At 61.8% G+C, this 20,660-nt stretch carries 13 protein-coding genes and 1 CRISPR repeat array; of the genes, 7 read left to right on the forward strand and 6 right to left on the reverse strand.

Annotation, left to right across the window (positions count from 1 at the left end; all coding sequences use genetic code 11):
- The first annotated feature begins 7 nt into the window (after positions 1-7).
- Genes ACFMO7_RS02335 through manB form a run of 3 tightly spaced genes read left to right on the forward strand, consistent with a single transcriptional unit; the run spans position 8 to position 3,116 of the window.
- Positions 8-1,189 (forward strand): phosphopentomutase, encoded by a 1,182-nt coding sequence (locus ACFMO7_RS02335; protein ID WP_376793921.1) that lies wholly within the window; start codon positions 8-10, stop codon positions 1,187-1,189.
- Positions 1,186-1,749 (forward strand): GNAT family N-acetyltransferase, encoded by a 564-nt coding sequence (locus ACFMO7_RS02340; protein ID WP_376793922.1) that lies wholly within the window; start codon positions 1,186-1,188, stop codon positions 1,747-1,749. Before ACFMO7_RS02335 ends, ACFMO7_RS02340 begins: the two co-directional genes overlap by 4 nt.
- Positions 1,746-3,116, forward strand: coding sequence for a phosphomannomutase/phosphoglucomutase (gene manB, locus ACFMO7_RS02345; protein WP_376793923.1), 1,371 nt, complete (start codon positions 1,746-1,748; stop codon positions 3,114-3,116). The genes ACFMO7_RS02340 and manB overlap by 4 nt, the downstream gene beginning before the upstream one ends.
- 109 nt (positions 3,117-3,225) lie before the next feature.
- On the opposite strand, the gene ACFMO7_RS02350 is transcribed toward manB, so the two are convergent.
- The gene (locus tag ACFMO7_RS02350) at positions 3,226-4,281 is read right to left on the reverse strand and encodes a hypothetical protein (protein ID WP_376793924.1); all 1,056 of its coding nucleotides are present in this window, start codon (positions 4,279-4,281) and stop codon (positions 3,226-3,228) included.
- Positions 4,282-4,852: 571 nt separating this feature from the next.
- On the opposite strand from ACFMO7_RS02350, the gene sucC reads away from it, so the two are divergent.
- The 4 genes from sucC (at position 4,853) to ACFMO7_RS02370 (ending at position 9,539) form a co-directional block, all read left to right on the forward strand.
- Positions 4,853-6,007: an ADP-forming succinate--CoA ligase subunit beta gene (gene sucC / locus ACFMO7_RS02355; protein ID WP_376793925.1), complete on the forward strand. Its 1,155-nt coding sequence runs from the start codon at positions 4,853-4,855 to the stop codon at positions 6,005-6,007.
- Entirely contained in the window at positions 6,004-6,885 is an 882-nt protein-coding gene (gene sucD, locus ACFMO7_RS02360; RefSeq protein WP_376793926.1) for a succinate--CoA ligase subunit alpha, read from the forward strand. Before sucC ends, sucD begins: the two co-directional genes overlap by 4 nt.
- Positions 6,886-7,218: 333 nt before the next feature.
- Positions 7,219-8,421: a histone deacetylase gene (locus ACFMO7_RS02365; RefSeq protein ID WP_376793927.1), complete on the forward strand. Its 1,203-nt coding sequence runs from the start codon at positions 7,219-7,221 to the stop codon at positions 8,419-8,421.
- Between the two features lie 236 nt (positions 8,422-8,657).
- Positions 8,658-9,539, forward strand: coding sequence for a GNAT family N-acetyltransferase (locus ACFMO7_RS02370; RefSeq protein WP_376793928.1), 882 nt, complete (start codon positions 8,658-8,660; stop codon positions 9,537-9,539).
- A 187-nt stretch (positions 9,540-9,726) separates the two neighbouring features.
- On the opposite strand, the gene ACFMO7_RS02375 is transcribed toward ACFMO7_RS02370, so the two are convergent.
- The 5 genes from ACFMO7_RS02375 to ACFMO7_RS02395 form a co-directional block, all read right to left on the reverse strand.
- Positions 9,727-11,613, reverse strand: a complete 1,887-nt coding sequence (locus ACFMO7_RS02375; protein ID WP_376793929.1) for an adenylate/guanylate cyclase domain-containing protein — start codon at positions 11,611-11,613, stop codon at positions 9,727-9,729.
- 342 nt (positions 11,614-11,955) lie between these two features.
- The gene (locus tag ACFMO7_RS02380) at positions 11,956-12,864 is read right to left on the reverse strand and encodes a complex I NDUFA9 subunit family protein (protein ID WP_376793930.1); all 909 of its coding nucleotides are present in this window, start codon (positions 12,862-12,864) and stop codon (positions 11,956-11,958) included.
- Between the two features lie 563 nt (positions 12,865-13,427).
- The gene (locus ACFMO7_RS02385; RefSeq protein ID WP_376793931.1) at positions 13,428-13,640 is read right to left on the reverse strand and encodes a helix-turn-helix domain-containing protein; all 213 of its coding nucleotides are present in this window, start codon (positions 13,638-13,640) and stop codon (positions 13,428-13,430) included.
- A 330-nt stretch (positions 13,641-13,970) separates the two neighbouring features.
- Complete coding sequence (locus ACFMO7_RS02390) at positions 13,971-16,373, reverse strand: sensor histidine kinase (protein ID WP_376793932.1); 2,403 nt, start codon at positions 16,371-16,373, stop codon at positions 13,971-13,973.
- A gap of 41 nt (positions 16,374-16,414) precedes the next feature.
- Positions 16,415-17,203 carry a response regulator gene (locus ACFMO7_RS02395; RefSeq protein WP_376793933.1) on the reverse strand — a complete coding sequence of 263 codons (789 nt, stop codon included), beginning with the start codon at positions 17,201-17,203 and terminating at the stop codon, positions 16,415-16,417.
- Positions 17,204-17,233: 30 nt separating this feature from the next.
- Positions 17,234-20,556: direct repeats of the CRISPR family, unit length 37 nt; unit sequence CTTTCAGTATCCTCAAACGGATCGAGGCCGCTGCAAC.
- Positions 20,557-20,660: the final 104 nt, after the last annotated feature.

Genomic DNA, 20,660 nt, shown 5'->3' on the forward strand with positions numbered 1-20,660 from the left:
GAAGACAATGGGGTCACTGAAACGTGCCATTCTGGTCGTCCTGGACGGCGTAGGGGCCGGAGCCAACCCGGATGCGGCAGCCTACGGCGACGAGGGCGCCAGCTCGTTAGAACACTGTGCCCAGGCCGTTGGCGGGCTGGAGCTGCCCAACCTGGGCCGCGCCGGCTTCGGCAACATCACCCCAATTCTGGGCACGCCACCGCGCGCCGATGCCGACGGCTCCTGGGGCCGCATGTGCGAGCAGGGAGCGGGGAAGGACAGCACGACCGGCCACTGGGAAATCACCGGGCTGATTCTGCGTCAGCCCTTTCCCACCTATCCACATGGCTTTCCGCCCGAGCTGATCGCCCGCTTCGAGGCCGCCATCGGGCGCAAGGTCCTGGGCAACAAGCCCGCCTCGGGAACCGAGATCATCAAGGAGCTGGGCGAGGAGCACCTGCGCACCGGCTACCCAATCGTCTATACCTCAGCCGACAGCGTCTTCCAGATCGCCGCTCACCAGGATGTCATTCCCCTGGAGGAGCTGTATCGCCTCTGCCAGATCGCGCGTGAGCTGCTGGTGGGGGAGCACGCTGTGGGGCGCGTCATCGCCCGGCCTTTCACGGGGAAGCCCGGCCACTTCGTACGGACTGAGCACCGGCGAGACTTCTCGCTGCCGCCAACTGGCCCCACCCTGCTTGACCACTTGCAGGCCCGCGGCTTCGCCGTCATTGGCCTCGGCAAGATCGAGGACCTCTTCGCGGGCCGCGGGCTAACCGCCAGCGAGCACACGGAGACCAATCGTGCTGGCATGGAGGCGACACTGCGCTGGCTGGAGAGCGATTTCACTGGCCTGCTCTTCGTCAACCTGGTCGAATTCGACCAGCTCTGGGGCCACCGGCGCGATAGCCAGGGCTATGCCCAGGCCCTACGCGAGGTCGACACCTGGTTCGGCCTGGTACGCCAGCGCCTCCAGCCGGGCGACGCTCTCTTCTTTACCGGCGATCACGGCGTTGACCCGACCTACCGCGGGACCGACCACACCCGCGAACAGGTGCCGCTGCTGGCCTACGGACCAGCTGTACGGCCCGGCCTCGATCTGGGCGTGCGCACAACCTTCGCCGATCTGGGACAGACCATCGCTCAAGCTTTTGGCGTCGAGCCGCTGGCCGCCGGCACCAGCTTTGCACAGGAACTGGGACTGTTATGACCGATCGACAACAGCCTAACGACTCCAATGTGCTGCTGCATGGGGAGCGTGTCTATCTGCGCCGCCCACGACAGAGCGATGCCCCCCTGGTCTTCGCCTGGGAGCGCGATGACGAGGTATGGCGTTACGATCCTCATCGGCCCTACTCGGAGACCCTGGAGGAGTTCTTGCCTCTCTTCGAGCGCAACTACGTGATAGGCAACGGACGCCAGTTCTGGTTTATCATAGAGGACGAGCACCACGTTCCCATCGGCACTATCACTTACTTTAATCTGGATTACCGCCTGCGCCAGGCTGAGATCGGGCTTGGCCTCGGCGAGAAGAGCCGCTGGGGCCAGGGATACGGCCCGGAGGCGATCCGGACGCTGGTCCATTACCTGTTCGCCAGGCTCGGCCTGGTGCGCGTCTACGCCGAAACCGCTCAGGCCAACCAGCCAGCCAGACGAGCCTTCGCGAAGGCCGGCTTCACGGAGGTCGGCCAGATCTTCGATCCGCGCAGCACCGGGGCCCCCTGGGTGCTGCTGGAAATTGTCAGAACAGAGGAAAGCGCTGCCCCATGAGCACCACACCGACTTCGCAGAAACCGATCGATCCGAGCATCTTTAAAGCCTACGATGTGCGCGGTATCTATGGCCGCGACCTGACCAACGAGGCCGCCTACCTCATCGGGCGGGCCGCCGCTCTCTATCTGGGCGTCCCCGAGATCGCCATCGGGCGCGATATGCGCCTCTCATCGCCGGTTCTGGCCGCCTCCCTGATTCGGGGTATCATCGACCAGGGCGTCAACGCGGTCGACCTGGGCCTGACCACCACCGACGAACTCTACTTCGCTGTGGGTAAGTTCAACTACCCGGCAGGCGTAATGATTACCGCCTCCCACAATCCGGGCGAGTACAACGGGATGAAGTTCTGTCGCGCCCAGGCGGCTCCGATCAGCCTGGATAGCGGCCTGGCCGAGATTCGCGATCTGGCCCTGCGTGGCCAGTTTCCGGAGCCGGAGCGCAGGGGCCTGGTGATTCCGCGGGACGTGACCGACGACTATGTGGCTCATGCCCTCTCCTTCATCGACGTTAGCAAGGTAAGGCCGCTCAAAGTGGTCGTCGACGCCGGCAACGGTATGGCCGGCCTGATCATGCCGCGTGTCTTCCGGCACCTGCCCTGCGAGCTGATCCCGCTCTACTTCGAACTGGATGGGCACTTTCCCAATCATCCGGCCAGTCCCATCGAGCCGGAAAACATGGTCGACGTGCAGCGCAAGGTACGCGAGGTGCGGGCCGACCTCGGGGCGGCCTTCGATGGCGATGCCGACCGCATGTTCCCTGTCGATGAACAGGGCAATGTGATCGATGGCTCAATGGTGACCGCCCTGGTGGCTCAGAGCCTCCTGCGCAAGCATCCGGGGGCGACCATCCTCTACAATCTGATCGTCTCGCGCAGCGTGCCCGAGCTGATCGAGCGCCTGGGCGGTAAGGCGGTGCGCACGCGGGTGGGGCATTCCTACATCAAGGCCCAGATGCGCGAGCTGAACGCCATCTTCGGTGGTGAGCACTCGGGCCACTTCTACTTCCGCGATAACTGGTTCGCTGACTCCGGCCTGATCGCCTTCTTGCTCCTGCTCGAGCTGGTCTCGATTGAGAATAAGCCGCTCTCGGAGCTGATCAAGCCGCTCAATACGCGCGTGCGCAGCGGCGAGATTAATAGCCGCGTCAGCGATGTTCAGGCCAAACTGGAGGCCCTGATCGAGCGCTACGGGCCGCAGGCGCGCTCGATCGACCGGCTCGACGGGATCACGCTCGACTTCGGCGACTGGTGGTTCAACGTGCGCCCCTCGAATACGGAGCCGCTGCTGCGCCTGAACGTCGAGGCCAATACGCGCGAGCTGATGGAGTCCAAGCGCGACGAGCTGCTGGCTTTCATCCGCTCCTAGCAGGCAGAGCGGCAGAGCGGAGCGGCGCCAGCCGACCTGCTGCCGTCGGAGAGAGCAGGCTCTGCATCTGCAGAGCCTGCTCTCTCCTGCCTGCTGTGAGCGTCGCTCGCTAGAGCTGGACACTATAATCGTTGCCCCCCTGACCATACTGGTAGAGGAAGCGCAGGGTGAGGCTGTGCAGGCCCGCTGGGGCGCTGAACATCACTCGTCCCCCGACCTGGTGGGCTCCCGGCTTGAAGCTCGTTGGCAGGGTGCTATCGAGAGGGGCCCGTACATTCCCCCCCAGCACGAGGCGGACATAGTCGAAGCCCGGCCCCGGATTGACGGCCACGCCATTGGGGTTGTCGACCCGAAAGTTGAAGACATAGAACTGTTGGCCGGCTTTGACCTGGCCCCAGCCGCTGTAGGCAAACTGGCGCTCCACACTGATCAGGTGATAGGTCAGATAAAGGCCCGGCTGGGCATTATAGGTATAGAAGATAGTGAGCGTCTGAGGATAGACCTTGCCAGTGTAGCTGGCCGGATCAAAGGGGCCACTGAAGGGAATGGTCACCAGAGACTCGTTGAGGGCGGTCGAGCCGAGCTGGAGCTTAAGCGTTTCCAGCCTGGTTCCCCGCGGCACCGGAAAGTCCAGCCAGCCGTCGGCGCTCTTGCCCGGAGCCAGGGCCACGGCCAGGTTGACGTTGCTCGGCGCGATCGGTTTCTGGCCCGGCACAAGCAGGCGGGCCGCATCGTAATAAATGACTGAGACCTGGGTGCTGCCCGCATTGACCACATGCAGGCGCAGACGCACCTGAGCCGGTCCCGGGCGGATCAGGTCGTCACTAAAGGCGCTGGCATATTGAGCCTCTACCACCTGGAAGGTCAGCCCGGCGTAGGGAGCGGCCCGCGCCACGTGCAGGCGCGTAATGGCTGAGGTCGGCGTGGCCACACCTGGAGAGAGTTCGAGGCTGTGCAGCCAGCCCCAGACAAAAAGACCTGCCCCCCCAAGCGCGAGCAGCGCGACAATGAGGATAAGGGCCAGCCAGAGACGCTGCCACGACGGCTTTTCTTCGCCGGGCCGGCGTCGGTTGCCGGTCCCGGTCTCGAAGCGCGGTGGGCGGCCCGGCGCCGGCCAGGAGCCAGAGCGCTCACCTGGAGAAGCCAGAGAATGTAGATCGGACATAAGAACTGCTTTTCCCCCTCTTTTGCTCCATTTAGAGAACGTTCTCACGGTCTTGTTTTCGCCCATAAGAGAGCCATGCGGGCATTTCTACTATAGAAAAGGAACCGAACACAGGCATTGTAGCAGGTTTCCTCAGCGTTGACAGCTTTTTCGGGCGGTGATAGCATTGGAGTTGCTCCTCTCCCCACAGCCAGGCCAGACAGCCTGCAGTGAGGAGAGCGAGCCAAGCGCACCGCGCAAGAGAGGCTGGCCTTCTGTCACGTCAGGACATGTTCCGGCGCGCTGCCCTGCCATCTGCTCTGATCTGCCGGCGGGCCTGGTCCGCGCCGTGTGGCTTTCCGCGCCCCTGTCTTTCCCCGGCTGGCAGACACAGGCGCTGGCTGGGGTCCTGGCCCGACCCGGCCCGAGTCGGCCTGGGGGCGACCAACCACTGCCCTGGGGACGGTCCCAGCTCAAGGGGGGCATGCCCAGGTACCTGAGTGGGCGGCCAGGCGGACGGGAGAAGAGACACAGAGGCACCAAGGGCACTACGCGCACGACGCAAAGGACAGACAGACAAAGGAGTACGTATTTGAAGATCCACGAGTATCAGGCCAAAGAGATCCTGGCGCGCTACGGCATCCCCATCCAGCCGGGGCGCGTAGCCTACACGCCAGAAGAAGCGGAAGCGATAGCCCGCGAGCTTGGCGGTCCAGTGGTCATCAAGGCTCAGGTCTATGTCGGCGGACGCGGCAAGGCAGGAGGCATTCAGTTCGGCAATACGCCCGAAGAGGCGCGCGCTGCCGCCGCCCGCGTCCTGGGCATGAATATCAAGGGGCTGACCGTCCAGAAAGTGCTGGTGGTCTCCAAGCTAGAGATTCGGGAGGAGTACTATCTTGGCATTGTTCTGGACCGCAAGACGCAGGCCCCGGTGGTGATGGTCTCGACCGCCGGCGGCGTCGACATCGAAGAGGTCGCCGCGACCACCCCTGAGAAGATCATCAAGCAGCCGATCGATTTGCGGTGGGGATTGCGCCCCTTTGAGGCACGCAATATTCTGGCGCGCGCCGGCTTCCCCTCGGCAGTCATCGCCCGCGGGGGCGCGATTCTGACCGCGCTGGCCCAGGCTTTCATCGAGAGCGACGCCAATCTGGCAGAGATCAACCCGCTGGTCTTGACCAGCGATGGCCAGGTCCAGGCTGCTGATGCCAAGATTGTCCTTGACGACAATGCCCTTTATCGCCACCGCGACTACGCGGCCTGGGAGGAGCCGGAGGAGGCCAACCCGTTGGAGTTTGAGGCTCATAAGGAGGGTCTGACCTACGTCAAGCTCAACGGCAACGTCGGCATCATCGGGAACGGGGCCGGTCTGGTCATGACTACCCTCGATATGGTTGCAGCCTGCGGCGGCAAGCCGGCCAACTTCCTCGACATCGGAGGCGGGGCCCGCGCTGAGGTCATGGCCAAGGCGCTGACCTTTGTGGCACGTGACCCCGATGTCCAGGGCATCCTGGTCAATATCTTCGGCGGCATCACCCGCGGCGAGGAAGTGGCCAGGGGGGTGATCATGGCACAGCAGCAGCTACCCGCTGGCTTGCCGATCGTGGTCCGTCTCTCGGGGACCGGCGCCGAGGAGGGGCGCGCCATGCTTAAGGACGCTGGCCTTGATTGGGGCAAGGACATGCGCGATGCGGCGCAGAAGATCGTCGCCGCCATCCAGGCAAAGGAGAAGGAACAGCAGGCATGAGCATTTTACTCGATGAGCAGACCCGTGTGATTGTTCAGGGTATTACCGGGCGCGAGGGGAGCTATCACACGACGCGCATGCTGGAGGCCGGCACAAAGGTGGTGGCCGGCGTCACGCCCGGCAAGGGCGGCCAGAGCGCCTGCGGCCTCCCGGTCTTCGATACGGTGGCCGAGGCCAAGGCGGCCACCGACGCGAACGCCAGCTGTATCTTTGTCCCTCCGGCTGGGGCCGCCGATGCTATCATGGAGGCCGCCAGCGCTGGCCTGAAGCTGATCGTCTGCATCACGGAGTTTATTCCGGTGCTGGATACGGCCCGCGCTCTGCTGGTAGTCCGCGAGCATGGAGCGACATTGATCGGCCCGAACTGTCCCGGCCTGTGTACGCCCGGCCAGGGGAAGATCGGGATTATGCCCTACCAGATCTTTACCCCCGGCCCCGTCGGCTTCATCTCACGCTCGGGCACGCTGACCTACGAGGTTGTTGCCCTGCTCAGCGAGGCCGGCATCGGCCAGTCAACCTGCATTGGCATCGGCGGCGACCCCATCATCGGCTCGACGTTCGTCGACCATTTGAAGCTCTTCGAGCAGGACCCGCAAACCCAGGCGGTGGTCCTCTGCGGGGAGATCGGGGGCAGCGATGAGGAGGATGCCGCCGAGTTCATTAAGACGATGAGCAAACCAGTGGTGGCCTTTATCTCCGGTCGCACCGCTCCTCCGGGCAAGCGCATGGGCCACGCCGGCGCTATTATCTCGGGCAATACGGGTACGGCCCAGGGGAAGGTGGCCGCCCTGCGGGCCGCTGGCGTTCCCGTGGCCGAGACCATCTTCGATATCCCTGAGCTGGTGAAGGCCGCTTTGGCCAGGCACACCTCGGCCTAGCCCACCCAGAGCGGCGCGTGACCTCTGCACGCGCCCTCTGAGTCCGGGCAAGCTGGGTCTCAGCGGATCCAGCCAGCCCGGCGACTCAGGGAGGCTGACGGGCAGCGCCTTTCTCTTCGAGGCTCGGGCTGGGCCTGGCGGCCCGCCCTTCCCGAAGTGTTGCAGCCCCCAACCAACCAGCTAACCAACCACCAGGCAAGCATAGATACCAGGGACCTGAAGCGAGGAGCGGCTCCGGCTCCCGAGGATCCTCCAGCCAGCAAGCAAGTCAGCCGGCGAGCGAGGAGGGAGTTGGGCCAGTCCTCGCCTGGCCTGGTCTGACAAAGAACAGAGATGACGACAGCACTGGTATACGACCCGGTCTTTTTGGAGCATATTACGCCGCGACGGCATCCCGAGCGTCCTGAACGCCTGCAGCGGGCGATGGCCGTGCTGGAGGCTCTGGGCTGGCTCCAGCGCGAGGGGCTGGTCTTGCTTACCCCACGCGAGGCCAGCGAGGACGAGCTGGCTCTCGCCCATGATCGCCTCTACATCCGCTCGGTGCGGGCCGCGGCTGAGCGCGCCGCCCGCGAGGCCGCTGCCGGTGGACGGATCTCCCACTTCTTCGCGCCAGAGACCTTTGTTTCTGGCCGCTCTTACGAGGCAGCCGCCAAGGCCGCCGGCGCCGGGCTGACCGCGATCGACGCCCTTCTCAAGGGGGAGATCGATAACGCCTACTGCCTGGTCCGTCCGCCCGGTCACCATGCCGAGTACGACGAGGCGCTTGGCTTCTGCCTCTTCAACAATGTCGCCATCGCCGCCCGCTACGCTATCGAGCGCCACGGTCTCGAGCGGGTGATGATCATCGATTTCGATGTGCATCACGGCAATGGGACCCAGAACATCTTCTATCGCGATCCGCGCGTGCTCTACTTCTCAACCCATCAGGCGCCGTTCTATCCGGGGACAGGACGCTCGGACGAGCGCGGCGAAGGGGAGGGTCTGGGCACGACGATCAATGTACCGCTACCGGCTACTACGGGCTTCGAGACCTACGAGCCGGTCTTCCGTCAGGTGATGGCGCCCGCCGCCGACCGCTTTCAGCCGCAGTTGATCCTGGTCTCAGCAGGCTTCGACGCCCACTGGAAAGATCCTCTGGCCAATATGCATCTGTCAACCGCCGGCTTCGCCCAGTTGATCATGATCATCATCGAGCTGGCGAAATACCTCTGCGATGGTCGGCTGATCATGATCCAGGAGGGCGGCTACGACCTGCAGGCGAACGCCGCCTGCGTCGCCACCAGCATCAATCTCTTGCTGGGCGATGACGCCGCCGTCGACAGTCTGGGGCCACCACCAGAGAAGTCTTTCCGCATCAATACGGACGTCCTCATCGCCGAACTGCGGCGCATCCACAAGCTGACGGGCTACCGCATGCGCAACGCGCCGCGGCCCGATATCGCCAGGCTGCGACGCGAGGTCAAGGGACCCGAGGCCGAGGCCCCCGCCAGCGATCCCACCAGCAGCAACGGCCAGCGACCGGAGGGCAGCCGCTGAGCCGGACACTTCGCCCGGCTGCCTCCGGGCCTCCGTTGTCCGCATCCCCTTTTGCAGGGAGCAATTACGATACGAGAGAGAGGCGCTCAAGTGACTTGTCCCCAGGCAAATGGACCGCCTAGAGCGAGAGCGAGAGCCAGCCAGTGGCAGCGGCCAGGGCCGCCCAACAGAGATGAGGCCCAACGATCAGAAGGAGCGAGCCAAGGCAATGATGCCACCACTACCAAGGAGGCCCCATGCAGACAGGTTCGCAGCACGTGCGTCCTCTGACCTCCTGCGATCTTGCCCACGTTCAAAAGCTCCTGCTGTACTCAGACTACGTCTACCAGCGCTTCACTTTCCAGGAGCTGCCGCGCCTCCTGGAACACTATCCTGCCTATGGTCTCTTTCGCGCCGGGCAATTGGAGAGCTTTCTGCTCTCTCAGAGCCTGAACCCGCCCGTGGCCTGGATCGGGGGCTTCGGCGTGAACTGGAGCGAGCATCGACAGGCCTTTGGCCATCTCGATCGGCTGCTCGCCTGTCTGCAACCCGACTTGCAGGCGCGCGGCGTGACCCAGCTTTACTATTCAGGCAACGATCTGGAACAAGACTGGCTGCGTACACCCTTACTCAGGCGCGGCTTCGCGCCGCATAGCCTGCTCTACTGCTATGACAAGTTCGATTACCGCGTTCCCACCCAGGGGAACCAGGAGATCCGCGTACGCAACGTCCGCGGCGACGATCTGGCCGCCCTCTGCGACATTGAGCGGCTCTGCTTCGCCCCGCTCTGGCGCTACGATGCCCTGGCCTTCGCCGATATTGCCGCCACCCATCCCTACTTCGTCGTAGCAGAGCTGGGGGAAGAGGTCGTCGGCTACCAGTTCAACGCCGTCGACGAAGGCTACGGCTACCTGATCCGCATCGCTGTCCATCCCGCTTTCAGCGGACGGGGCATTGGAACGCGCCTCATGGCCGAGGCTATTAACTTTTTTGCTCAGGCGCGCGTGCGCCGCATCATGCTCAATACGCAGGAGGACAATCAGCGCGCACACCGCCTCTATGAATGGTTCGGCTTCGTGCGTATGCCACAGCGCGGCTTCATTCTGCACAAGGAGCTGTCGCTAGCAAGCAGCTCATAGCCTGGCCCCTTGCGCCAGCAAGGCAACGAGGGCAGGGCAGGAGGGGAGAGAGCAGGAAAGGGGGACGGACAGAGCCACAGGCAGCGCTGGCCGGGGTGAGCAGCCAGCCAGCCAACCAGCCAACCAGCCAGGGCCTGTCTCTTTTTCGGCTAGCGCAGGCGGCAGCCATCATGCTCTGCGGCCCCGGCTAAGCCCGGCCTGAGCCAGACAGGCTATAGACCCCTGTCAGGCGCATAACCTCCAGCGGCTCGGAGCGATTCTTGACCTGAAGCGTTCCGACGTGGTCGATCTGCACGTGTTGGCGCACACGGTAGAAGGTCGAAGCGTTCAAATAAATATTGTTATCGTCGGCCTTGGACTGGAGACGGGCGGCAACGTTGACGGTGTCGCCAATGGCCGTATAGTTCTGGATGCGCTCGCGCGAGCCGATATTGCCCACGATGGCCAGGCCGGTATTGACGCCGATCCCGAACTTCACTGGGACCACCTCGGGATGGCGGCGAGCGTAGTCCAGAATGGCCTGACGCATCTTCCAGGCCGCACGCACCGCCCGCAGAGGATGGTCGGCCTGCTCCAGGGGCGCGTTGAAAATAGCCATCAGTTCATCGCCCCAGAAGGCCGTCAGGGTCCCCCCCTCGTCCCAGATGGCTTCTACCATCAGATCCAGATAGCTATTGAGCAGATTCATCATCTGCTCCGGCGGAAGGCGCTCGGCCAGACTGGTATAGCCGCGCAGGTCGGCGGAGATCACCGTGATCTCGCGGGTCTCGCCTCCAAGCTTGAGCGAATGGGGATCTTCGAGCAGCCGCTTGACCACACTGGGATGGACGTAGCGCCCGAAAAGCGATTTGATCTGACGCGCCTCGTCCTGGGCCCGCTTCAGGTCGGTGCGATCGTCGATGACGAGGGCGCTGCCAATGTGCTGACCATGCTCGTCGCGCAGGGCCGTGACGTAGAAATTCATATTGACCCGGCCCAGGCCCGCTACCTCGCCCTCAAAGGCTACCGGCACGCGAGTGCCGTGCTCATGATGGAGCAGAGCCTCCTGCAGCAGCTCGACCAAACCCAGCTCGGGCAGTGCTCCTAGCACTTCACGATAATGTTTGCCCAGCACGGCGCGCTGATCGAGCTTGAGAATTGCACCCGCCGCCCGATTGAAGGTGGTGATCACTCCCTCGGGATCGGTCGTGATCACGCCGTTGGCAATCGAGGCAAAGATGTTGTCCATGTACTGCTTATCTTCGTTGACCTGGCGCAGGGTGCGCTGCAGATCGGCGAAGAGGCGGGCATTGTCGATGGCGATCGCTGCCTGATGGCAGAAGGCGAAGAGCAGGTCACGCTGCTGCGGCCCAAAAAGATTGGCGTTCAGCCGGCTATCAACATAGACAGCTCCTATGCAGCGATCGCGTACTACGAGCGGGGCGCACATGATCGAGCGGATACGGTTCTCAATGATACTGCGCTGCTCCTTGAGGTCGCGATCCTCCTGAGCATCGCTCGTCAGGATCGGCTGGCGGGTCTGGACGACGCGATTAACCGTGCTCTGGCTGATTCCCAGGTTAAAGGCATCGCGTTCCAGGCTGCGGGCATCTTTGGTACGGGCAATCTTAAACTCTAGCTCGCCTTGCTCGTTGAGCAACGCCAGAAAGCCCCGTTCAGCTCCGACAAAGCTGATGACCTGATCCATGACCAGGCGCAGCACCTCTTCGAACTCGAGGGTCGAGTTCAGGGTACGCGCGATCTCGTAAAGGGTCTCCAGCTCGTGGCGCTCGCGTTTGAGGGCCGTGATGCTGCTGCGCAGCCTCTCTTGCTCGCGCTCCAGGGCTGCCATTTCATGGCCCTCCAGCCGCCGATGCAGGTTCAGCACGAGCTGACTCAGGCGCGACAGTTCCAGGTCGGCCCGCCGGCTGACCGCCAGCGTCTTACTGAGGAGCTGAACGCGCGGATCGCTCAGATAGCTGGCATAGGTGCCCTCGACGGCGCGCTCCAGCTCGCGCGTCTGCTCGTGTAATTGGCCGGAAATGCGCTTCAGAGACTCGCTCAGCGAGTGCAATTCCCCCAGGTCCGTCAACACAGTACGTCCCTCCCTCCGCAGCAGCCAGAAGATGACGAAAATGAAGATGCCTCTCTTCGTAACGCAGCCTTATTATAGCACAGGAGTAGAGAGGGAGGAGAGTAACGCTGGCCGGCCCGCACTCTTTAGCTTGTATCGCCCCTCACCCGGGCCGGCGAGAGGGAGGACGGCCCCGTCCAGGGCGGGATAAGACAGGACCCGGACAGGTCCGTGATCCCCCTGGGCCGCCCTCCAGAACCAGCGAGCGAGCGCCCTGCTCACGGAGGGGACGGAGGCCAGCGCGTCGCTCTCGCCGCCAGGCGCGTTGCCCGCTCGAGCACAGTGACGAGCCGCTCGCTGCGACTAGAGGCCATCTTTGCCTTTTTGAGCCAGGTAGCTGCGCAGCGAGAGGGGCTGGAAGCCAAATTGGCGCTCGACGGCATCGAGAGCCGTGATGTTGTCGAAGGTAAAGAGGGTCAGAGCGGCACGGGTAATCGGCGGCCTGGGCAGGACAAGCTCCATAGCCGTGGCGCCGATACGGGCCATGAAGAGAGGCAGCGGCAAGGTAAGACGCCGGACCTGCAGGGTCTGCATGAGCAGGTCGATGATTTGGGCAAAGGTGTAATACTCGGGTCCCCCGATCACAAAGGTCCGGTTGCGGCTGCCCGCTGGATCGTCAAGTATGTGCAGAATGACGCGGACGACATCTTCGACATAGATGGGCTGAAAGCGCAGCGAGCCACCCCCGATCAGGGGAACCACGGGCGCGCTGCGGATCAGGTCCGCCAGTCCTTTAAAGAAAGGAGCACCTGGCCCAAAGAGAACGGAGGGCTGGACGATGGTCCACTCGAGGGCGCTCTTCTTAAGGACCTCCTCGGCCAGGTAGCGCCCTTGCATATAACTGCCGGGCCGGTCCGGCCGGGTACCGAGGCCGCTGATCTCGATCATGCGCCGGACGCCGGCAGCCAGGGCAGCATTGACCAGGTTGGTGGTGCCGGCGACGTTGGTTCCCTCATAGGTATTGTCCGTCGACTGCTTGCGGTCGGCAGTCATGAAGGCCGCATGGATGACGGTGTCAACGCCCTGGAGGGCGGGCCCGAGCGTCGCCGGGCGCGTGGTGGCTCCCTCCACCAGCTCGACGCTTTTCGCCGGCAGGAGGCGGGCCGCGCGACTGCTATTGCGTACCAGGCAGCGCGGTCGCTCGCCACGCTCTACAAGCTGGTGGACCAGGTGCCTTCCGATAAAGCCAGTTGCCCCCGTAATCAGGATCATAGCTTCTCTCCTCACTTCTGCCGCCTGCGCGTTGGCTGGTCGGTCAATCCGACCAGCATCGCAAGGCAGGCGAGATGTTTTCTTCGCCAGCAACGGCGAGGTCCCTCAGAGAAGAAGACGTTACAGGAGCCTTCTTCAGAGACCACTTCCCTGGGTCCTGGCCGGATCAGCATCCCGAAGGTCTCAGAAGAACCATCGTTGCAAGCCTCTGCCTACCTACCCGCCTCGCCTATGACTACGGGGAAGAGGGGATCCCCTCTTCCCGAGCAGGGGCCAGCAAGAGAAAAGTCTCTTTCTGGCGCGAAGAATAGCCAGAAGAGCAGAAGAAGCCTGGCCTGCTGTCTGTAGTGGCACTGATGGCAAGTAGACAGACAGGCCAGACAAAATACTCTGGGGAGAGGTCGACAGAAGGCCAGTCTCTTCGTCCCTTCGGCAAGGGATCAGCAGCTTCTTTCCTAGCCCGGTCCCTTCCGGCGAGACCCAAGCCAGGTTTGCCTAACAGACGAGGGTGTCCCAAACAGTCGGTCAAGTATGCTCATATCGCCCCCAGGAAGCGTCTCACTCTACTTGGTGATATTAAGACCTTCGACATGTTCGATCTCTATGCGCCGCCCTAAATGACGCTCTAAGACTTTGAGGATCTTGTTGACGGTGACGCGCGTCGTCGGGCCACCGTGGCTGATGCGGGTAATCGTTGCCGGCGCAATGCCTGTCTCACGAGCCAACTCCGTCTTTCTGAGGGCCGCTTCAGCAATCAGGTCGTCCAGTGTCGGCATCTCACTCTCTCCTTCGCTCTCTTTATAGAGCAATATTGTAATTATAGTATATAACACGGATAACATATTTTCTGGAGAAAGTCAATAAAGAGAAGTAGAGAGAGGTTTTATTATTGATATCTTTTGGCAGCAAAAGGAAAGCCTGTCTTCACATTATATAGAACCGCCCGGCCTGGAGATTTAGGGGAAGACAGAAGAGAAAGACCCCGCACAGAGGGACAGGGTTGCTGAACATAAGCAGAGCCATAACTGGGAGGACAGCAGCGGGCAGGCGGGCAGGACAGGCTATTAGCGCTGGCGGGCGGAGGAGGCTGGGGGAGCGGGAAGCCATCAGATCAGGGCCTGAGCGGGCAGAAAGATACGCACCGTCACCCCCTCGTCTGGGGCGCTCTTCAGGGTCAAGCTGCCGCCGGCAATGGCCAGGAGGGCGCTATGAGTCAGCAGGCCGCCGCCGGTGCCGCTGGTAGCTGCATCAGCCGCCGCGATTCCCACTCCGTCATCGGCCACCACCACCTCCAGATCGGGGTCACAGCGGGCCTGCAGCCGTACGCGCAGGTGGCGATGGACATCGCTCCCGCGCGCATGGCGAGCGGCGTTGCGCAGGGCCTCCTGCACAGCGGCGAAGATCAGCTCCGCGATCGCCGGTGGGGTCAGCTCATCGATACGGGCCGCTGTCTCCTCATCCACCTGCCAGCAGACCTCATCGAAGGCATCGTGAAAATCCTGTTCCAGCATCGTGCGAATGGCTTGTACCAGTCCCTCGCGCTCCAGACGATAGGGCGCTCCTGGCGTCGTCGTGCGCATCAGAGCAGCCAGTTGGCGGTGGGCCGCACTTACCAGGCCGATCGCCTCCTCAAGCGCGGGGTGGGGAGCTTCCTGACCTTCCCGCTTCGTGGCCGCCCGCAGGGTCTCCAGATGGAGCAGTGCCAGATGCATCTGAGGGAGAATCTCGTCGTGCAAGACACGGCGTTGCTGAGCCCCCAGCAGCTTCACATCGACAATGCGGCGACGCAGGAGAGCAGAGACAGCCTGCATCGCCTCGTGATCGCCGATAGCATCGAGTATGCGCTGCCCGCAAGCCTGAGCCAGATTCATATCCTCCTTTGTGAACGTTCCGCCATCCTCACGCGGTCCCAAGAAGAGGGTTGCCACCAGTCCGCGCTCGTCGTAGAGGGGCATCACCCAGCAAACCAGCGGCTCGCCACTTGCCAGGCGCAGACGCAGGCGATAGGCCAGAGGAGTTCCGGCACCGCGTCCTCCTGGAGGGCGGCGCGGGACCAGCGAGACCAGGGCATCCGTTTCGCCGCCGCTCGCTCCTTGACTTTGGCCTAGACGGGGCAGCTCTCGCCCGTTGGGACGGGCATCAGCCGGCCAGCGATAGCTAAAGGTACGACGCATAGGACCGGCCAGGATCACCAGGCGGGCGCAGCGCACCGCCAGGACACTCTGACAGAGGGAGAAAAAGAGGTCCTGCAGCTCGCGCTCGCTCTTCTCGGCGCTCGTATTCAACCAGCGGCGCAGGCTGGTGCTGCTTAAAAAGCGCCCCAGCAAGGCGATATAGCGATCATGGGCCTGGTAACTACTCCAGGTGAAGAGAGCGTAGGCCACGGTGGCCAGGCAAGTAATACAAAGCAGTCCCCCCAAACTGCTGTGGGTCAGCGAGACCAGGAGGGCGATGAAGAGCGCCACCGCCGTGGCCACGATGACGATGCCGCGCCACTGCTCGAAGAAGCCCCGCCGTGCCAGCGGGCGCTCAATCAGGATGCCGTGACGGACGATCGAGTAGCCGATCACCAGAATGATCAGGGCCACTACCAGGTTCGCGATCAGGTCGAGGGCCAGCAGAGTCGGGGGAATGGCCCGCAGGGGGGGCGCGGCCCGCAGCGGCGTCTCTCCCCCCAACCAGCGCAACATCGACCATAGCCCGGCCAGGCCCAGACCAATGGTCAGAGCGACCATCAAGAGAGCTGCCAGTAGCAAGGCCGGACGCGCCAGGTGCCAGGAGAGCTGCGGCTCCTCCAGCAACTCTATCTCGGTGGGATCGTCCCAGAAGGCTTCCAGCAGGGCCCGCCGCAGCGAAGGGCGAGCCACCCCTTGCTCCCGGGTGCGCAGCCTTGCCCCCAGTGCCCGCCAGCCGGCTACTACCACCTGCTGAATGCGACTGGAAGTAAACCAGGGGCCGATGGCGCAAAAGGCTACATAGACCAGGAAGAGCAGTGGCATCAGGAAAAGTGGCGAAATCCAGGCGCGGCCCGCGCTGGGCGGGGGCGTACTGTAGGCCAGAAGCTGTAGGGTCTCAACAAAGGTAAAGGTCTGACGGTTGAGTAACAAGAGCAGAAGCAAGGCCAGGCCGAGCAAGGCCCCCAAGGCCAGCAGCCAGGGAATGCGCCGTCGCCAGCCCGCGTTGATCAGCGAGGCATAGTGCAGACCAATCGCGAACCAGATATAGGGGACCCAGAGCGCGGGAAACCAGGCTACCTGCCAGAGAACGTTGAGCAGCGGGCGCAGGCCCGGCCCATCGAGCGGTAGAGTAATGAGCAAGGCATGGACAAAGAAAAAGAGCGCGCTGAGCGCCAGTCCGACAACTCCCCAGAGCGTGATCCGCGCCCGGTGATCGCCGTTGAGCCAAACCGTACTTGCCAGCCAGAGAAAGGTCACCAGATTAAAGATCGAGACCGCCAGCGTCAGGGTGCTCAGCAAAGTCACCGGAGCAAGCAGCGTCTCAAGAGCCATCGCTTCCCTCGCTACTACAGGCGGATAGGCCAGCGGGCCGTCTAAGAAGAGACCTTCTCCCCTTCGTCGCTATAGAACGGGACCCACTCGCCTTTGCGATTCTGAACGTAGGCCACCCCCTGCTCGTCCCAGATAATCATACGATTGAGGGTGTAGATCAGCGTGGCACGCGCCCGTGCTACCTTCTCATCGACCGCCGACTCGCTCAGTCCCCAGGCGGCGTAAATGCGGCCATTGGTGCGGCTCACGGCGCGCTTATCGTGCAGATTGAGTCGGGCGGCAATCTGTTCGTTGGTCATGCCTTGGGCCAGCAGCTCGGCCACGCGCAGCTCGTTCGGCTCCAGTAAGGCGCGCGGCGATTGCTCGTCCAGGCTGCGGACTTCCTGAACTCGATCCTCGATTTCGGGATCGACAAAGCTGCGCCCGCTGATCGCATCCCGTAACAGAGGAAGCAGCATTCCTGGCAGCAGATAGTTACTTTTACGCACGTAGGCGTAATGCGTTAGAATTCCAGAGGCCCGAAACTCGCGATAATACTCATCGTCATCCTGGATCGAATAGAAGACGACGGGCATACGAGGACGCTCACGGCGAATCGCGACCGCCGCCGCCACGCCACTCATGGCCTTGCGCCCCAGAGCAGGATCGCGCAGCTGCACGTCCATGAGAATCACATCCATATCCAACTCGAAGGCGCGCGCTACAGCCTCTCGCCCTGTGGCCGCCTCACCCACCACCTGGATAGCGCCCGTCGCCTCCAGGCCCTCGCGTAGGGCCTTGCGCAAAGGGCCATGATCATCGACTAACAGCAGCTTGATGGGAGCATCCATAACTCTCAGTACCTTCTGTCCAGTATCCTCATTTCTGTATTCTCATACGGATCGAGGCCGCTGCAACCATGCCGCCGCTGGTTCAAAGCCGAATCCTTTTTCTTCCATTCAGTATCCTCACACTTTCAGTATTCTCACACGGATCGCGCTCGCTGCAACCCATACGCTGGCCTTTGACCATGAGACCATCGTGGCAGCCTTTCACTATCCTCACACTTTCAGTATCCTCAAACGGATCGAGGCCGCTGCAACGCAATGTCAGGCGCAAGCTGTGCCCCACGCCGGCGGACTTTCAGTATCCTCAAACGGATCGAGGCCGCTGCAACGCCGGCCCGCAGGCGATTGATCACGAACATCGGGTCACTTTCAGTATCCTCAAACGGATCGAGGCCGCTGCAACCGACCACACACCCCGACACACCAGCGGCCCAGATGATCTTTCAGTATCCTCAAACGGATCGAGACCGCTGCAACGCAATGCGCCACATTTCCAGTGGTATGTTCGTCGAGACTTTCAGTATCCTCAAACGGATCGAGGCCGCTGCAACATAACGCATCGACGTTTCGCTACTACACCGCCGTGCCTTTCAGTATCCTCAAACGGATCGAGGCCGCTGCAACTCCGCACAGTCCACGAACGCGATCGCAGGCCCCACGTCCTTTCAGTATCCTCAAACGGATCGAGGCCGCTGCAACTTTCTTAGCCCTCCAACAGGAGGATTCTGATCAAGAACTTTCAGTATCCTCAAACGGATCGAGGCCGCTGCAACGAAGCTCAAGCATGTCAATCTGCAGATCAACACCCCTTTCAGTATCCTCAAACGGATCGAGGCCGCTGCAACTGTGCCGACCTGCGCATGTGGGACGGATCAGCCAGACTTTCAGTATCCTCAAACGGATCGAGGCCGCTGCAACCAGAGGAGCTGATCAGAGAAGATTGGGCCGCGCTCTACCTTTCAGTATCCTCAAACGGATCGAGGCCGCTGCAACAGGTATATTTGTAGCCAATGATGCCACGAGCAGCAGACTTTCAGTATCCTCAAACGGATCGAGGCCGCTGCAACGAGTCTTTCTGCTCGTTATGGGTATTTGGCTCATGATTCTTTACAGTATCCTCAAACGGATCGAGGCCGCTGCAACTTGCCAGCAAGCACCTGGCCGCGTATCTCGATCAGGACCCTTTCAGTATCCTCAAACGGATCGAGGCCGCTGCAACTTCATTCACCACTTTCGCATTGTTCCTCCTGTCACTTTCAGTATCCTCAAACGGATCGAGGCCGCTGCAACTCCCTGACCTCATCCGCCTTTCCCGGCGCATCCAGGTCACTTTCAGTATCCTCAAACGGATCGAGGTCGCTGCAACTTATTGAACTGCGCCTGCGCCCGGGCGCCCTGGACACTTTCAGTATCCTCAAACGGATCGAGGCCGCTGCAACGCATTTTGACGCGCTCGAGCCAGACGACCTCGAGAACTTTCAGTATCCTCAAACGGATCGAGGCCGCTGCAACCGCGCCATTCCAGGGATGCGAGCACCGCGCCTGTTACTTTCAGTATCCTCAAACGGATCGAGGCCGCTGCAACTCAAGTACGCGCGCAGTACAATCGCTGCGACGCGCCCAACTTTCAGTATCCTCAAACGGATCGAGGCCGCTGCAACTCAAGTACGCGCGCAGTACAATCGCTGCGACGCGCCCAACTTTCAGTATCCTCAAACGGATCGAGGCCGCTGCAACAAATAGTCAGAATGCCCCTCAGCCCGCTCCAGAAGCCTTTCAGTATCCTCAAACGGATCGAGGCCGCTGCAACGCTCGTCTTTGACAGAAAAAAGCCCTCCTTCCGCGCTCTTTCAGTATCCTCAAACGGATCGAGGCCGCTGCAACGTGCTAACCAGGCAAGATCTATCCCGCGCCAGGTCAGATCTTTCAGTATCCTCAAACGGATCGAGGCCGCTGCAACAAAACATCTTCAACCCATACCGACACAAAGTCGAACTTTCAGTATCCTCAAACGGATCGAGGCCGCTGCAACGCATTAACCCAAATCAGCAGTACAACATCATTCTTGACTTTCAGTATCCTCAAACGGATCGAGGCCGCTGCAACGATGGCCGGACGGTTTGTCTTCCGGAGGGCTTATCGTCCTTTCAGTATCCTCAAACGGATCGAGGCCGCTGCAACTGATCCAATCCGCGCGTAAACAGTATCCGCGCGAGTCACTTTCAGTATCCTCAAACGGATCGAGGCCGCTGCAACGCCCCTGTCCGCCTCCAGGGAGCAAGAAACAGCGACTTTCAGTATCCTCAAACGGATCGAGGCCGCTGCAACATGCAGGGTCGTATGCGCACGCGTCGGAGACTTCTTTGCTTTCAGTATCCTCAAACGGATCGAGGCCGCTGCAACTCGTGTGGACCTGCATGCGGATGTGAAGCATGGCGTCTTTCAGTATCCTCAAACGGATCGAGGCCGCTGCAACGTTGAGGAGCCGCTTCCTGAACCGAGGGAGCGGCATCTTTCAGTATCCTCAAACGGATCGAGGCCGCTGCAACTGGCTTGATGATGGCTGGACCAAGCGGCAGATACGGCCTTTCAGTATCCTCAAACGGATCGAGGCCGCTGCAACGGTCGCGGTCGACGGAGGAACACGTGATCGACGAGACTTTCAGTATCCTCAAACGGATCGAGGCCGCTGCAACGGCGCCGGCAAAACCTCGCTGATCACTTTCGCCCGCCTTTCAGTATCCTCAAACGGATCGAGGCCGCTGCAACGTGAACGGCCAGCGGTCTGGACACGCCAGGCCGCCTCTTTCAGTATCCTCAAACGGATCGAGGCCGCTGCAACGAGAAGTCACTGTTGTCGGAAAGCGAGCTGAAGCGGAGCTTTCAGTATCCTCAAACGGATCGAGGCCGCTGCAACGTGTGCGATGAGACACGTGCGGCGACACAAGAAGCTTTCAGTATCCTCAAACGGATCGAGGCCGCTGCAACAAGCTGGGCCGCGAGAGGACGCCGGCGCGTCTGAGCTTTCAGTATCCTCAAACGGATCGAGGCCGCTGCAACCTTCCGCTTGCCAGTATCACAGCTAATTCGCTCTACTTTCAGTATCCTCAAACGGATCGAGGCCGCTGCAACGGACCAGATCAGGGGAGACTGTGGCTTACCAACCAGACTTTCAGTATCCTCAAACGGATCGAGGCCGCTGCAACGCTGTACTTGATCAATCTGATGCGCCGGCGCGAGACGACTTTCAGTATCCTCAAACGGATCGAGGCCGCTGCAACTTCGAGCCGGGCGCGCGGGCCTATCCGTTCTTCTGGCACTTTCAGTATCCTCAAACGGATCGAGGCCGCTGCAACCGACCCCCTGGAAACCCACCCCGGGATACATCTTTCATATCTTCTAACGATTCAGGCCCCGTTTTTGGCAGCTGAGCGGCTCACTCTTTCCCACGTCCCCCCTC

It is taken from the genome of Thermogemmatispora sp. (assembly GCF_042408735.1).
Taxonomy (GTDB): Bacteria; Chloroflexota; Ktedonobacteria; order Ktedonobacterales; family Ktedonobacteraceae; genus Thermogemmatispora.